The 15,917-nt window shown below is 51.9% G+C and carries 13 protein-coding genes and 1 pseudogene; 9 read left to right on the plus strand and 5 right to left on the minus strand.

Translation table 11 applies throughout. The features are described from left to right. Positions 1-213: 213 nt before the first annotated feature. The gene (locus tag GHC22_RS11775) at positions 214-1,755 is read right to left on the minus strand and encodes a PAS domain-containing methyl-accepting chemotaxis protein (RefSeq protein ID WP_153753026.1); all 1,542 of its coding nucleotides are present in this window, start codon (positions 1,753-1,755) and stop codon (positions 214-216) included. A gap of 514 nt (positions 1,756-2,269) precedes the next feature. Between GHC22_RS11775 and GHC22_RS11780 the strand changes: the two genes are divergently transcribed. The 6 genes and pseudogenes from GHC22_RS11780 to GHC22_RS11810 all read left to right on the plus strand — a co-directional run bounded on the left by GHC22_RS11780 (position 2,270) and on the right by GHC22_RS11810 (position 8,886). Next, positions 2,270-3,268, plus strand: coding sequence for an MsnO8 family LLM class oxidoreductase (locus tag GHC22_RS11780; protein ID WP_153753028.1), 999 nt, complete (start codon positions 2,270-2,272; stop codon positions 3,266-3,268). Beyond that, entirely contained in the window at positions 3,268-4,389 is a 1,122-nt protein-coding gene (locus GHC22_RS11785) for an amidohydrolase (RefSeq protein ID WP_032943504.1), read from the plus strand. Before GHC22_RS11780 ends, GHC22_RS11785 begins: the two co-directional genes overlap by 1 nt. Positions 4,390-4,414: 25 nt before the next feature. Continuing rightward, a pseudogene (locus GHC22_RS24675) lies at positions 4,415-6,673 on the plus strand (NtaA/DmoA family FMN-dependent monooxygenase). 10 nt (positions 6,674-6,683) lie between these two features. Next, entirely contained in the window at positions 6,684-7,193 is a 510-nt protein-coding gene (locus GHC22_RS11800; RefSeq protein WP_003833076.1) for a GNAT family N-acetyltransferase, read from the plus strand. 9 nt (positions 7,194-7,202) lie between these two features. Continuing rightward, the gene (locus tag GHC22_RS11805) at positions 7,203-8,129 is read left to right on the plus strand and encodes an amino acid ABC transporter permease (protein WP_153753032.1); all 927 of its coding nucleotides are present in this window, start codon (positions 7,203-7,205) and stop codon (positions 8,127-8,129) included. Continuing rightward, positions 8,113-8,886: an amino acid ABC transporter ATP-binding protein gene (locus GHC22_RS11810; protein WP_008784819.1), complete on the plus strand. Its 774-nt coding sequence runs from the start codon at positions 8,113-8,115 to the stop codon at positions 8,884-8,886. The genes GHC22_RS11805 and GHC22_RS11810 overlap by 17 nt, the downstream gene beginning before the upstream one ends. 35 nt (positions 8,887-8,921) lie before the next feature. On the opposite strand, the gene GHC22_RS11815 is transcribed toward GHC22_RS11810, so the two are convergent. Together GHC22_RS11815 and GHC22_RS11820 are read right to left on the minus strand one after the other, a co-directional pair. Next, the gene (locus GHC22_RS11815; protein WP_153753034.1) at positions 8,922-9,911 is read right to left on the minus strand and encodes a zinc-dependent alcohol dehydrogenase family protein; all 990 of its coding nucleotides are present in this window, start codon (positions 9,909-9,911) and stop codon (positions 8,922-8,924) included. An 89-nt stretch (positions 9,912-10,000) separates the two neighbouring features. Continuing rightward, entirely contained in the window at positions 10,001-10,930 is a 930-nt protein-coding gene (locus GHC22_RS11820; protein ID WP_071445647.1) for a LysR family transcriptional regulator, read from the minus strand. 112 nt (positions 10,931-11,042) lie between these two features. On the opposite strand from GHC22_RS11820, the gene GHC22_RS11825 reads away from it, so the two are divergent. After that, entirely contained in the window at positions 11,043-11,660 is a 618-nt protein-coding gene (locus tag GHC22_RS11825) for a glutathione S-transferase family protein (protein WP_071445649.1), read from the plus strand. Between the two features lie 69 nt (positions 11,661-11,729). Here the strand turns inward: GHC22_RS11825 and GHC22_RS11830 are convergent, their stop codons facing one another. Continuing rightward, a complete protein-coding gene (locus tag GHC22_RS11830) occupies positions 11,730-13,040 on the minus strand; it encodes an MFS transporter (protein ID WP_100272444.1) in 1,311 nt (436 codons plus the stop codon). Between the two features lie 74 nt (positions 13,041-13,114). Beyond that, complete coding sequence (locus GHC22_RS11835) at positions 13,115-14,311, minus strand: L-talarate/galactarate dehydratase (protein ID WP_032943493.1); 1,197 nt, start codon at positions 14,309-14,311, stop codon at positions 13,115-13,117. Between the two features lie 319 nt (positions 14,312-14,630). Here GHC22_RS11835 and GHC22_RS11840 point away from each other — a divergent pair, with 319 nt between their 5' ends. Next, entirely contained in the window at positions 14,631-15,635 is a 1,005-nt protein-coding gene (locus GHC22_RS11840) for a LacI family DNA-binding transcriptional regulator (RefSeq protein WP_162623432.1), read from the plus strand. A gap of 34 nt (positions 15,636-15,669) precedes the next feature. After that, positions 15,670-15,897: a tautomerase PptA gene (gene pptA / locus GHC22_RS11845; RefSeq protein ID WP_032943490.1), complete on the plus strand. Its 228-nt coding sequence runs from the start codon at positions 15,670-15,672 to the stop codon at positions 15,895-15,897. The last annotated feature ends 20 nt before the right edge of the window (positions 15,898-15,917 follow it).

Raw genomic sequence — 15,917 nt, forward strand, 5'->3', positions numbered from 1 at the left:
CTTACCCTTCATTGAGTTATGGGGGAAAACTGCCGGCCGAGCATCCTACATTCAATTGTTCGGTTCCGCAAAGCCCCGATAACAAGAATTCAGCATTTTTGTACAGCCAGCACTGGCGCGGTGTGGCCTCGATTCAGCCAATAAAAGAGAAGGGCGTAAATACGTGGAGAGGTGTGCGCTTATCGAGACATTCACCCGATAAGCGCTACAACGTTATGCTGATACGCCAAAGACCTGAACGGCCTGCTGTAAGCGCGTTGAACGTTGGGTCAGATCGGCGGTAGCATCGGTGACACGCTCCACCATCTCGGCGTTATTGTGTGTCATGGTGCCAACGCGTGAAATCGAATCGTTAATCAGATCCAGCGCCTGGGTTTGCTCACGCGTCGCCAGACTAATATCTTTGATCATCATCGACATCTGCAGGACATCGCCAATCATCCCAGTGAGATGCGTTTCCGTTTGCTCCACCATTTTGACACCGCTGTTAACGTTAGCGACATTCTTCTCAATCAGCTGTTTGATCTCTTTTGCTGCAGACGCCGAATGCTGCGCCAGATTACGGACCTCTGCCGCCACAACGGCAAAACCACGCCCGGACTCCCCGGCCCGCGCGGCTTCAACCGCGGCATTGAGCGCCAGAATATTAGTCTGGAAAGCAATACTGTCGATAACGCCGATGATGTCGACTATCTGCCCGTTGTCACGCGATATCGCCTGCATCATGGCGATAGTTTGTTTCATAATATCGCCGCCTTCTGCCGCATTGGCGCTGGTTTTATCGGCCATGGTCATAGTATGAGCCGCAGTCTCAGCAGTTTGCTGTACCGCGCTACCAATTTCTTCAATGGCGGCAGCGGTTTGTTGCAGGTCGGCGGAGGTTTCTTCTGAACGCTTGTGCAGCGCCGTACCTTCTTTTGATACCCGCTGACTGATGGCGCGAATACCGGATATTTGCGTACTGACATCATCGACCAGGGAATTCAGATTAAGCCCGGACTGATTAACCAGACGCATCAGCATTCCGATCTCATCCACCCGATTTAAATGACAGTTATCAGGTTTTCTCCCGGATACCACTTTCTTCATTTGCGTCAGTAGCGTATTAACTGGCTGACAAATTTGATACTTAAGGTAAATAGCAAGCATCAGAAATAAGAACAATAACCCTCCCGCCTGAATAAATGGATTAACAGGAGCGAAGAGAAATAGCACAGCGAGCAGGGCGATTACCCCTAAAGAATAATTGACGCGCTGGCTAATGCTCAGCCATTTAAACATTGATGCCCATGACAATATTCCGCGACGAATGAAAATACCTTTAAAAAGACGAAACCCTTTAAGCTGCTGATTATTAATTTTTTGATATAAGCTTTCGCTTTGAGTTATTTCATCGCGCGAAGGAACGGTACGCACCGAGATGTAGCCGGTGAGTTTTTCATTGTGCCAGACCGGCGTAACGTTGGCGCGAACCCAGTAATGGTCGCCATTTTGTCGACGGTTTTTCACCATCCCCGTCCAGCTGTCTCCCTGCTGTAGCGTGTACCACATATCGGCGAACGCCGCGGGAGGCATATCGGGATGGCGAATAATATTATGTGGTTCGCCCATTAACTGGTGTTCGTTAAATCCGCTGGCATCAATAAACGCGGAGTTGGCGTAGGTAATATGACTTTCTTTATCCGTCGTAGAAAGCAGCGTCGCTTTATCGTTAAGTGCGTGCTCAATTTGTGTAACGGGCATGTTACTTTTCATAGAGGTCCCATGGTGCTATGTATAATCCATACAAAAATCCCCGCAATAAAATCGGGGGATATTAAAATCTGTTTTAAACCGTTTTAATAAGAACGTTGCATTCTCTACTAATCATCAATTCTGTGGAAGTAGTTAAAATAAAAATTCCTATGTAAATCATTCATCCTGTGTCATAAAAGTGAAACAATTAATACAAGCGCATAACGTGACAAGTCGTTTAAACTGACTTAACGTAAATCGCGTTAAAAAACCTTTTCGTAAAAAGAAAACTGGCATGAAATGATTTTGATGTTATTACCGTGATGCCAACGACCCTATTATATTTTGTAGGCTATTAATTGCGGGTGTTTTTCTGTTTAGCGTTACAACCTGTACTGGGCGATCCAAATTTTAACCCTGGCAGCGACAGGGGTTGTTATCTACTTTTTAGCTGAGCAAATGTGAATTAAATGTTTCAGTATGGCTATTTGATAAATTAATAATAAAGACATGTTAACAAACATAGGCTCGTAACATGTCATATCGCCTGAGTATTCTGGATAAAAGCCCCATCGGGGAAGGTGAAACTGCCGCGACCGCGCTTTCCCGTACGTTGCGCCTGGCGCAACTGGCAGAAGAGTGGGGGTACCATCGTTTCTGGATCGCGGAACACCATAATACGGCACAGCTGGCCAGCCCATCGCCGGAGCTGGTGATCGCCTGGATCCTCGGGCAAACCCAGCATATCCGCGTAGGTTCCGGCGGCGTAATGCTGCAACATTACAGCCCGTACAAAGTGGCGGAAAACTTCAATCTTCTGGCATCGCTGGCTCCTGGACGTGTTGATCTCGGCGTAGGGAAAGCCCCTGGCGGCTTACCGCTGTCGACCCAGGCGTTACAGCATGGGCTGCATCAGGAAGAAAAAGGCAGTTTTGCCGACCAGCTTTCTTTGCTTAACGATTGGCTGGCGCTGAGCGGAACGGAAAGCGGGGAAACGGTATTCCCGACGCCAATTCCACCGATACCACCGGAAAAGTTTGTCCTGGGAGCCAGTGTGCAAAGCGCGCAGTTAGCAGCGCAATCCGACTGGAATTTCATCTTCGCAGCGCACCTCAATGGTGACAAAGCGTTATTGCATGACGTTTTGTCCTTCTGGCAGACCCACAGTGCACGCCCGACGATAGTCGCCGTCCAGGTGATTGTGGCTGACAGTTACGACACCGCTGCGCAACTGGCGGAAAACGTACAAATCTGGGGCGTGGAGCTGGAAGATGGTCAACGTGTCACGGTAGCCAGCGAAGAACAGGCGCTGGCGTTTGCCGCTCAGTCTGGCAGCCCACCACGCAAAATCGCGCGTCGTGAGCAGGGGTTGCTACACGGCACCGCTCAGGAGGTGATGGCAAAGCTGAATGCTCTGCATACGCAATTAGGCATTGACGAGTTCATTATCGACACGCCAGTGGCGCAAGGGCATGCGCGTCTGACATCGCTGCGTTTGTTAGCGCAAGCCCATAACGCCGTGGAGGTGCTCTGATGACTCTCGGCTCAACGCTTATCGACTGGCGTCGTGAACTACATCAGCATCCGGAGCTTTCCCTGCAGGAGGAAGCAACCACGGCGCGCATTCACGCCTGGTTGCACGCTGCGGACGTCGACATTCTGCCGTTCGAGCTGAAAACCGGTCTGGTCGTGGAAATTGGTCAGGGAGAAGATGTCATCGCGCTGCGGGCGGATATCGACGCGCTACCGATAGAAGAAAGCGCCGATGTTCCGTTTCGTTCACTCACGCCGGGCGTGATGCATGCCTGCGGGCATGACGTCCATACCAGCGTCATGCTTGGTGCAGCACTGCTGCTAAAACAGCAGGAAATAACCTTACCGGGGCGAGTACGTATTTTGTTTCAGCCAGCTGAAGAGAGTTTCGGCGGCGCAAAAACGTTGATCCGCGCCGGTGCGCTGCAAAACGTAGCGGCTATTTTCGGTATGCACAATGAGCCCGGTTTGCCGGTGGGCGAATTTGCCACACGCGGCGGCGCATTTTATGCCAATGTCGACCGCTTCGTACTGCGCATTAATGGCAAGGGCGCACATGCGGCGCGTCCGCATGAAGGTAAAGATGCCATCCTGCTCGCCAGCCAGTTGGTAACGGTGCTGCAAAGCGTTGCCAGCCGCGACATAAACACGCTGGATTCGGTGGTGCTCAGCGTGACCCGTATTCAGGGGGGAAACACCTGGAACGTACTGCCGGAGTCCGTTGAGCTGGAAGGGACACTCAGAACGCACCGAACCCAGGTGCAGCAGCAGGTTAAGGCCCGCGTTAATGACATCGCCGCCGGATTTGCCCACGCCTTTGGCGCACAAATCGACGTAATCTGGCATGCGGGACCAACCGCATTGGTAAATGATGATCGTTGGGCCGATATTGCCACCGCGGTGGCGAAACAGTCAGGTTATACCACCCACCATGCCGACCTGCATATGGGCGGGGAGGATTTTGCCGTCTACCTGCAAAATACACCTGGCGCATTTGTCAGTATTGGCAGCGCCAGTGAATACGGATTACATCACCCGGGATTTAATCCGGACGAGCGTTTAATTGAACCTGCCGCGCATTACTTTGCGCAGTTAGCAAAAACGGCATTCGCACACCTTTAAGTTTACCTGTTGGGTAGGGGTTATTATGGCTGAAAATCGGCAACTACGGCTCGGCACTATTCTACATGGCGCATCGGGAAATATGTCCGCATGGCGCCATCCGGTGGCTCAGGCTGATGCCAGTATTAATTTTGATTTTGTCAAAGAGACGGCGCTTATTGCGGAAAAAGGGAAGCTGGATTTTATTTTTGTCGCCGATGGTCTGTATATTAATGAAAAATCAATCCCGCACTTTTTAAATCGTTTTGAGCCGCTGACGGTATTATCCGCTCTGGCCAGTATCACCCAGAATCTGGGGCTGGTTGGCACGGTGTCCACATCATACAGCGAGCCGTTTACGACCGCACGGCAGTTCGCTAGCCTGGACCATCTCAGCAAGGGGCGCGCGGGTTGGAACGTGGTGACGTCGCCTCTGGAAGGATCGGCAAAAAACTATTCTCGCGCTCAGCATCCAGAGCATGCCCAGCGTTATCGTATTGCCGATGAATATTTACAGGTAGTGAAAGGGCTGTGGGATTCCTGGGAAGATGATGCTTTTACCCGTAATAAAACAAGCGGGGAATTTTTTAATCCGCAAAAAATGCACACGCTTAACCATCATGGAGATTATTTCCAGGTCGCCGGGCCATTAAATATTGGGCGTACACCACAAGGCCGTCCGATTATATTTCAGGCGGGCGCTTCAGCAGATGGTAAAAAATTAGCGGCGCAGCATGCTGATGCCATTTTTACCCATCAGGAGTCGCTGGCAGAGGCTAAAGCGTTCTATCAGGATGTAAAAAGCCAGCTGGAAGTCGCCGGACGACATCCCGATCAACTGCATATATTCCAGGGCGTCAGCGTTATTGTTGGCGACAGCGCAGAAGACGTTGAGCAGCAGTATCAGACTACCGCTGCGCTGGTCTCCGTTACTGACGCGCTGAACTATCTTGGCCGCTACTTTGAACATCATGATTTTGCCCAATATCCGCTGGACGCACCGTTCCCGGATCTGGGCTCTCTCGGACAAAACAGCTTTCGCAGTACGACTGATGAGATCAAACGCAATGCACGCGAGCGTGGTTTAACACTTCGTCAGGTTGCTCTGGAAGCGGCCAGTCCACGTCCGCGTTTCAGCGGCACGCCACAACAGGTTGCCGACGGCCTGCAGCAGTGGTTCGACGAAAAAGCCGCAGACGGTTTTATCATCCAGGGTGGCACGCCGGATACCTTCCCGCGTTTTGTCGAACAGGTTGTCCCTGTGCTTCAGGCGCGCGGCCTGTTCCGCCATGAATATCCCGGTACGACCCTGCGCGCAAGCCTGGGATTAGCGACACCTGCAAATCAATTCACACAATAAGAGAAAAACGCTATGCAGAAAAAATCAGTATTTCTCGCGCTGTCACTGGCTTTAAGCGCGACCGTTTGGGCAAATGAAGTGACGATTAACGGCACCGGCGTAAGCCTGGAAGCCAATAAAGCGCCGATCAATACAGCTAAGAATCCGCAGGCGATTGCGCAGTTGCCCGCAAACCTGCACCTGGCCGTACCGGGTAAATTCACCGTGGCGATTGCCGGGCTCAGCCAGCCGCCGCTGACCGTATTTGCAGATGACAATAAAACGCTGATCGGCAGCGAGGCGGATATCGCGCGTCTGGTGGCTGACAGTTTGGGGCTGGAACTCAACGTTGTACCTACGTCATGGGAAGACTGGCCGCTGGGCGTCACTTCCGGCAAATACGATGCCGCGATCAGCAATATTACCGTTACCAAAGCACGCAAAGAAAAATTCGATTTCGCGACGTATCGGAAGGACTCTCTTGGCTTTTATGTCAAAACCGGTAGCAAGCTGAAGAAAATCGAGCAGGCGGAAGATATCGCAGGACTACGCATTATCGTCGGTTCGGGGACAAACCAGGAAGCCATTCTGTTGGCCTGGAACGATGAGAACGTGAAGAAAGGGTTACAGCCGTTTACGCCGGTATATACCAAAGATGATGCCGCGCAAACCCTGGCCCTACAGTCAGGCCGCGCCGATGCCTACTTCGGTCCTAATGTAATCGGCGCGTGGAAAGCTGCACTCAACGGTAAAACGCAATTAGTGGGTAGCGTTGATGGCGGTTGGCCAAAAGCGGCACATATCGCTGTGACGCTGAAAAAAGACAGCGGTCTGGTTCTGCCGGTACAAACCGCCCTCAACGGCGTGATTGGCAACGGCGACTATGACAAGGTGCTGAATCGCTGGGGAGAAGGGGTGGAACGCATTCCACAATCTGAAATCAACCCGGCCGGTTTAGGCGACTAAGGAGGTCATCGTGAGCGATCAATTTCGCGTGCTCTCACCGGAAGCCAGCGAGCTGCAGCCCATTTTGAACGGTCTGTTCGGTGAATATGCCGCCCGCTATGGCGATTACTTTTCTCGCGACGCTGAAGTGGAACTGACCGAATGGTATCTGGCGCCGCAGGGACTTTTTGTGGTACTGGAGCGCCGCGGCGAAATTATCGCCACCGGGGCTTACAAACCTTACGATAAAGATACCGCCGAGATTAAGCGCATCTGGACAAAAAGCAGCCTGCGTCAGCAGGGGCTGGCGGCGCGCGTGGTGCAGGAACTGGAACGTAGAGCGCTGCTCGCAGGCTACAGCCGGATTTATCTGACCACGGGATTTCGCCAGCCGGAGGCCGTCAGACTTTATTTAAGCCAGGGCTACGATCCGCAATTTGATACGACGCGCGATCCCGAAGAGTACAGCCTGCCGCCGTTTGATGGACGGCTGCGCTTTACCAAACTGCTGACTATTGCCGGTCAGGCCAGAATCGCCTGAGGAGAGAAAATGAAAACGACAGATAGCATTAGAGTCGTACCGGCACGTTATCCCATGCGTACCGTAGGCGCGGTCATTGCCTTATTTGCCCTTGCGGTAATTCTCCAGTCCGTGGCGTTTAATCCGCGCTGGGAATGGAGCGTGTTTGCCCGCTGGTTCTTTGATCCGGTTATCTTGTCCGGCCTCGGGCAAACGCTGTTACTGACGCTGATCGGGACGCTGTTGAGTATTGTCATCGGCGGTCTGCTGGCGTTGGCACGGCTTTCATCTTCCTGGCTGTTGAACGGTCTGGCATGGGGGTACATCTGGCTGTTTCGTTCGTTACCGCTGATTGTGGTGCTGATCGTTTTGTACAACTTCTCCTATCTGTACGACACGTTGACGATTGGTATTCCGTTCACTCCCATTCAGTGGGGAAGTTTTGAGACCATCAATGTACTCGGTCAGTTTTCCACTGCGGTGGTTGGCCTGACGCTGGTGCAAAGCGCCTATACCGCTGAAATTATTCGGGGTGGATTTTTAGGGGTCGATCACGGTCAGTACGAGGCAGCGGCAGCACTGGGCTTACCATCAGGGCGACGTGCGCTGCGGATTATTCTGCCGCAGGCGCTGCGCACCATTTTGCCTGCTGGATTCAATGAAATCATCAGCCTGGCGAAAGGGACGGCGATGGTATATGTGCTGGCAATGCCGGAGCTGTTCTACACCATCCAGATGATATATAACCGCACGCAGGAAGTGATCCCGCTGCTGATGGTGGGTGCGGTGTGGTATCTGGTGATCACCAGCGTCCTGTCGTTAATTCAGCACCTGGTTGAACGTGCGTTGGCACGCAGCGAACGACGTTCAGCGATCAACACAGCCCGGGTGAGTCGTGCAGAAAAACGCAGTCGTCAACGTCCACAGCAGGAGGCCGTCCATGTCCCGCTCGCCTGAAGGCCATATTTCTATTACCGGCGTTAGCAAATACTTTGGTCGCCACAAAGCGCTGGATAATGTGTCGCTGGAGATCCCTCCCGGTACGGTAACGGTTATTCTTGGCCCGTCCGGTTCAGGGAAATCCACACTCTTGCGGACCATCAACCATCTGGAACGCGTTGATGAGGGGTTTATTCAAATCGATGGCGATTACATTGGCTATCGTCGGCAGGGAGACAAGCTATATGAGCTGAAAGAGGCGGAAATTTTGCGCCAGCGTGTTAACGTCGGCTATGTGTTCCAGAACTTTAATCTGTTCCCCCACTTAACGGTTCTGGAGAATCTGATTGAAGCGCCCATTGCGCACGGACTGGCAACGCGTAAAACCGCCACCGAGCGGGCATTAACTCTGCTTGATGCGGTAGGGTTACGGAATAAAGCCGATGCCTGGTCGCGTCACTTATCCGGAGGTCAGCAGCAGCGTATCGCTATTGCCCGTGCGCTGGCGTTAAATCCGCGTGTCATGCTGTTTGATGAGCCTACATCTGCACTGGATCCTGAACTGGTCGGTGAAGTACTGGATGTCATTAAAGCGCTGGCGAAGTCGGGAACCACGCTGGTTGTGGTAACGCATGAGATTGGCTTCGCCCGGGAAGTGGCGGATCAGGTGGTGTTTATGGTCGATGGCAAAATCATCGAGCAGGGCAGCAGCGAGCAAGTGCTGAATCATCCACGCCACACGCGCACTCAGCAGTTTTTGTCGAAAGTGCTTTGAGACACATTGCGGCACAAGGCTGTGCCGCACAGAGATTACAGAGTGACGACGATTTTGCCTACCTGGCCGTTGGCTTCCATGTATTGATGTGCTTCGACGATATCATCAAAGGCAAAGGTTTTATCAATCAGCGGCTTGAGCTGGCCAGACTGCAATCCTTCAAAGATAAACCGTTTCGCCCGCGCAAGTTTTTCTGCGTCCGTGGTGATTTCGAAAATCTCATAGCCGCGGAAGGTCAGATGACGACCGAGTATCTCAATGACCGGGATAGAAAGGTCACGTGAATCAAGCGAACCATACTGGAAAAAGAGCCCACCGGCTGGCATCACTTGGGCAATTTTTGCCACCGCTGGGCCACCGACCGGATCGAACACCACGCGGGTTCCTTTACCCTCAGTAATCCGCTGAATCTCGGCCACCAGATCCTGCTCCTGGCTTGCAATAACCTCTGCCGCGCCCAGTTGCAGCAACTGATCACGTTTCTCACTGGTCCGTGTCATCGCAATCGGTTTTGCTCCCCGCATGTTAGCAATCTGAATTGCCGCCAGTCCGACGCTGCTGGAAGCAGCATTGATCAGCACGTTATCACCGGGCTTAATATCCGCATATTCAACCAGCGCACCGAAAGCGGTCACATACATCATCCAGCTGGCAGCAGCCTCGGTAAAGCTCAGGTTTTGTGGATGCTTTACGACCGCGTGAGCGGGGGCATTAACGACTTCACCATACATTCCATATTGATGAAAGCTGAATGCCGGGATGACGCTAACGTAATCGCCAGGTGCAAACTCACGTACGTTGTCTCCCACTGATTCAATGACTCCGGCAGCTTCATAACCCAGTCGCGCCGGGAAATTAGGTTGGTAAATATACTGTCCGGTGCGGTACATAACTTCCGCACGGTTGATACCAATAGCCCGCACGCGGATCTGAACCTCATTTGCATCAGGCGCGGGAACCTGCATCTCCTGAATCTTCAGGACTTCAGCGCCACCAATTTGATTAAAAACTACGACCTTAGACATAGCAGACCTCAGTAAATTGTTCTGTATTGGGTCTGCACAATTTAACGACTCAGATGAGAGTGAAAAACCGTTGTTGCGGAACTTCACTATTACTTATTTTGTAATAATCCCTGAAGTCGCGGTTTTTGTTGGCTAAAAAGTTCGCATAACCAGTCAATGAATACCCGAACCCGAGGGGCGAGATGACGTCTGTCCGGGTAAAGCACCGAAACTGGTTTTGATTCACCGGTATAATCGGCCAGCACCTCAACAAGCTGGCCTGACTGAAGATAGGGTGCAAGGACAGCATGAACGCCACGTATAATGCCGAGTCCAGATAAGCAGCCGGTCAACAGAATATCGGAGTTATCAACGCTTATCCGCCCTGCGGGGGTGAACGATTCGGTTTTACCTCTATTGACGAAGGTCCATTCCAGCGCTTCGCGATGACGCTCGCTAAAAAAGTTAAGCGCCTGGTGTCGGGATAAATCCTCTGGTACCTGCGGCACCCCCTGTTTTTGCAGATAATCCGGTGAAGCACAGGTCACCATTTTGACCTCACCAAGCCGCCTGGAGATCAAGGTCGAATCTTGTAGCTCGCCAATACGGATCATGCAGTCGATGCCTTCGGCAAGCATATCGATTCTACGGTCGGTGGAGGTGAGTACCATCTCGATGTCAGGATATCGCGACTGGAAATCTTTCAGCGCAGGAACTAACACGGAGTGCGCCAGCGACAGAGGTGCATTAACCCTGAGTTTTCCGCGTGGCGGGCGAGTTGGCGAGAAAGAAGCCATGATGTCATCAACGTCACTGAGCAGTATTTTTGTGCGTTGGTAAAAAGCATCACCTTCTTCTGTCAGACTCACTTTACGAGTCGTGCGGTTAAGCAACTTTGCCCCCAGATCGTCTTCAAGATGTTGGATAGCTTTGGTGACCGCAGGGCGGTGCAGGTGTAACACATCTGCGGCTCTGGCAAATCCACCTTGCTCAACAACCTGTACAAAAATGTTCATGTATTCAAACATACTGGAACGCATTGCTTATTCTCCCCCGGTATTCGACCATTGTTATTATGAAAGTAATAATCATGCCTGCATAGGTTGCCGAATGCTGCTCTACACTTAGTGTTTTAACGTTGGGGGTTGCAGCATGATTAAGGTCTATGGGGTACCGGGCTGGGGATCGGCCATCAGTGAAGTGATGCTCACACTGGCGGAGATCCCTTACAGCTTTATTGATGTGGACGGTTTTGACAGCGATGGTCCTTCGCGGGAGTTGCTTAAAACAATGAATCCACTATGCCAGGTGCCCACGCTGGTACTGGAAAATGGCAGCGTGTTGACGGAAACGGCGGCGATCGCGCTGATGATCCTCGATCGTCGCCCTGAACTTTCACCACCCGTCGGACACGCCGAACGCCAGCAGTTTCAGCGTCTGCTGATATGGTTGGTGGCAAATGTCTATCCCACGTTTACCTATGCCGATTATCCTGACAGATGGGTACCGGACGCCCCGGCGCAGTTGAAAAAGAACTGCATTGAGTACCGTAAATCCCTCTATATGTGGCTGAACAACCAGCTAAGCGCCGAGCCGTACGCATTTGGGGATCAGCTAACACTGCTGGACATTTACATTGCCGTTATGCGCTCCTGGGGACCAGGGCATGACTGGTTTCAGGACAACACGCCGAATATTAGCGCCATCGCCGATGCGGTTTGTCAGCATCCGAGGCTGCGTACCGTACTGAAAAGCAATAAGATTATTTGAGTAAAAAACGCTGTTCCGCAGGAGTGCAAATCCCGGAACAGCGGGCGAACTATCGCCATAAGTTTTAAATTACGCGACAGAAGGGGTCAGCGTAATACGATCCAATGGACCCACGATAAACAGATAAGAAATCAGGCCAATCAGCCCCATCGAACCGACGTACAGAATGGCGTAATCAAAAGACTGGGTATTCGCCAGAATGATGCCGATCACCAGTGGCGTGATGATACTGGCCATATTGCCGCACATATTGAAAACGCCACCTGCAATACCGAGCACTTCTTTTGGCGAGGTATCGCTAAGTACGCACCATCCCAGATTGCCAAAGCCCTTAGCGAAAAACGCCAGGCTCATCGCCGCGATCACCACAAATTCTGACGAGGTGTAGTTGGCGATAACGATGACGCAGGAAAGTAACATCCCGCAGATAACCGGCAGCTTACGGGCAATCGTCAGGCTGTAGCCGCGCTTTAATAGCCAGTCGGAGAAAACGCCGCCCAGTAACCCACCGATAAAACCGGCAATGGCAGGGATACTGGCGACAAACCCCACTTTGAGGATCGACATGCCTTTCGCCTGATACAGATAAGTAGGGAACCAGGTCAGGAAGAACCAGGTAATGGATGTCACGCAGAACTGTCCGATATATACGCCAATCATCATGCGGTTGACGCAGACGCTTTTAATTTGCGCAAAGGTAACCTTCTGTGGCTCTTTTTTATTACCCAGCGACGGTTCACCACCGCCTTCCCGAATATAGTCAATTTCCTGCTGGTTCACCTTTGGATGATGCATAGGGTCTCTGACTTTGACCAACCAGAAGATGCCAAGAATAACGCCTATTGCCCCAATGTAATAAAACACAAAGTGCCAACTGAGATTATGCAAAATAATCGTCATTAGCGGCGTAATAATCCCTAACGAGATATATTGCGCGGCCTGATAGACAGAGGTAACAAAGCCCCGTTCGTTATTAGGAAACCACTGCACGCTTAATCGGCTATTGGCCGGAAAGGCCGGAGCTTCAATCGCACCCATCAGTAATCGTAAGATAATCAATACGACAAGCGGGCTGGCGTACAGATAAATGGTGCCCTGAAACATAGTGACCAGCGACCAGCCAATCAGTGCGCAGCCGTATACCAGACGCGAGCCATAGCGATCCAGCAGCCAGCCGCCGGGGAGTTGCATAATGACATAAGAAATACCGAAGGCAGAAAAGGCCAGCCCCATTGCTTCAGGATCAAAACCTAATTCTTTGCTCATAATCGGCGCCACGACGGATAACGTCGCGCGATCGGCGTAATTAAATACGGTCGCAAGAAACAGAAATATCAGAATGCCGTAACGCACTTTTGTACGCTTTATTATTGTGTTCATCACCCACTCCTTTCATAAGGTTGAGAGCGTTTTTGTAGGGGAGGAGGGCGGGTATTGCTTACCCGCCAAATTAATTAAGGACGTTTGCCAAACTCGCAGGTTAATTGCGTCCAGCGGCGCGCCTGCTCGCTGATGCTGAAGCCCAGACCGTGACGATCGGAAACCCACATCCGGCCATCGCGCAGCTCAAGTTGTTCGTTAAATAACGGGTTCAGCCATTCGAAATGCTCCAGCCATGGCTCAAGCGGATAAGCAGCGGACAGATGCAGGTGAACTTCCATAGCGAAGTGCGGAGCCAGTTTGCGACCATGTTTAGCCGCCAGGTCCATAATTTTCAGGAACGGTGAAATCCCTCCCACACGCGGTGCATCGGGCTGAACAAAATCGCTGGCATTGCCGAGGATCAGCTGTTCATGTTCGCGGAAGCTGGTCAGCATTTCACCTGTGGCAATCGGGGTATCAAGCGCGGCGGCCAGTTGGGCGTGACCTTCAACATCGTAGGCGTCCAGCGGCTCTTCAATCCAGATTAGATTGAACTGCTCCATTTTACGTCCCATACGGATGGCGGTTTCCCGATCCCACTGCTGATTGGCATCGACCATTAGCGGGAAGTCATCCCCCAGCGCTTCACGCACCGCGGTTAAGCGGCGAATATCCTCGGCGCAGTTTGGCTGACCAACCTTGAGTTTGATACCACCAATGCCGTTTTCACGGGAAATAACCACGTTTTTTAGCACCTGATCCAGCGGCGTATGCAGGAATCCGCCGGAGGTGTTGTAGCACTGCACGGAGTCCCGATGCGCGCCAAGCAGTTTTGCCAGCGGCAATCCTGCACGCTTGGCTTTCATATCCCATAATGCGATATCGATAGGGGAGATGGCTTGTACCGCCATGCCGCTGCGCCCCACGGAAGCGCCAGCCCACAGCAGCTTGGTGTAGATCTTGTCAATATCGTTTGGATCTTCGCCTAACAGGTTATCGGCAATTTCTTTGGCATGCGCATAGATTCCCTGGCCGCCAGCCCGCTTGGAGTAACTAAATCCCACGCCTTCAAACCCGTCGCGGCTGCGGATCTCGGCGATGATTATGGCGACTTCAGTTAGCGGTTTCTGGCGACCGGTGAGCACTTTGGCATCGCTCACGGGTGTTGCCAGAGGAAGGAAAGCCAGAGACAGTTTTACCCATTCAATACGGTCACCGGTTTCTGCTGCGGTTTTAGCGTTAGCCGATTTGGCATAGGTCACGGCATCGGAATTGGCACTTAAAGACATATTGTTCTCTCCTGGTGATAACAAATGATTGCGCTATCATTTTTAATGTTAGCGCAATCACTGTGCCAGCGAATTGACTGCGATTTGAACAATTGCTCACAAATTCAGAGAGAGAAGGGTGGTAAATTATAAACGACGTCACATTCCAGTACTTTATGGAGAAATGCACAAATCATTGTGATTGCGCTATCATTGTGAGTGGCGATAATTAACTAAGCTGCTGTTTTCCCTGCGTTATCACTGAGCAACGCTGGCAATAGCCAAAATCATGATGAATAATGCCAGGATAAATCAGCGATTTTTGACAAGGGCATCGACAGTGAAAAATCCCAAACCACCGCGCGCTCCCACGCTGGAAGATGTTGCCCGTACCGCGGGATTGTCACCCATGACGGTGAGCAGGGCGTTGAATACCCCGCAGCTGGTGCGCCCGAAAACGGTTGAAAAAGTGATGCAGGCGGTGCGCGCCACCGGCTATATTCCCAACGCACTGGCTGGGGGACTGGCGTCGCGTCGCAGCAAGCTTATCGCCGTGGTTATTCCGCAAATTAACAACAATATGTTTGTCGATACCATCCAGTCATTAAGTGATGAACTGGCAGAACGCGGATACCACATTTTGCTTTGCGTGTCGGGTTATACGCCGCAAACAGAGGCGGAGCTGGTGGCGACGCTGCTTTCTCGTCGCCCGGATGGTGTAGTACTCACCGGTATTCATCATACCGCTGAGCTGAAAAAAGTGATTCTTAATGCGGCCATCCCGGTTGTGGAAATCTGGGATTTAACCCCAACACCCATCGATATGCTGGTCGGTTTTTCGCATGAAAAGGTCGGGCAAGCGGTGGCAGACTATCTGCTGAATAAAGGCTATCGACGTCCGGGGTTGTTATGGACTGCCGATCGCCGGGCAGGCCAGCGTAAACAAGGACTGTGCGATGCGTTGAGTCGTCATGGTATTGCGGCTGACGCACAGGTGGACGTCCCGCTACCGGCCTCTCTGGCATTGGGACGCACTGGATTAACGCAGCTATTGGCGGAGCGCGAGTTTGATGTCATTGTCTGTAGCTCTGATACGCTAGCCCAGGGGGCGATCATGGAGGCCGAAAGTCGCGGTATACGCGTGCCGCAAGAGTTGGCGGTAATCGGTTTTGGCGATCTGGATTTTGCTGCCAGCAATCGGCCCGCCATCACCACCGTCAGCGTCGACAGACGGGCCATCGGGCAACGTGCTGCCTCACTGCTTGCCGATCGTATCGAACAAATTCCGCGTGAAGACGATATTATTGATGTCGGTTTTCATCTGGTAGAACGAGAGTCCGCATAAGTTACCTGCAACCCAAAACAATAAGGAATCTGCTATGCCGCACGTTGATATTAAATGTTTTCCTCGCTCTCTTACCGACGAACAGAAAACCGCCCTGGCGGCGGATATTACCGAGGTTATTATTCGTCATTTGCAAAGCAAAGACAGTTCAGTCAGCGTGGCGCTCAATGAAGTTGAGCCAGAGGCGTGGCAGGCCGTGTGGGATAAGGAAATTGTGCCGCAGATGGCGAGATTAATTAAAAAACCTGGCTACAGTATGTAAGAAAAAACGGGCGGAAATCC

Origin of the sequence: Citrobacter sp. H12-3-2 (genome assembly GCF_009649895.1) — a bacterium.
In the GTDB taxonomy this organism is placed as follows: Bacteria; Pseudomonadota; Gammaproteobacteria; order Enterobacterales; family Enterobacteriaceae; genus Citrobacter; species Citrobacter portucalensis.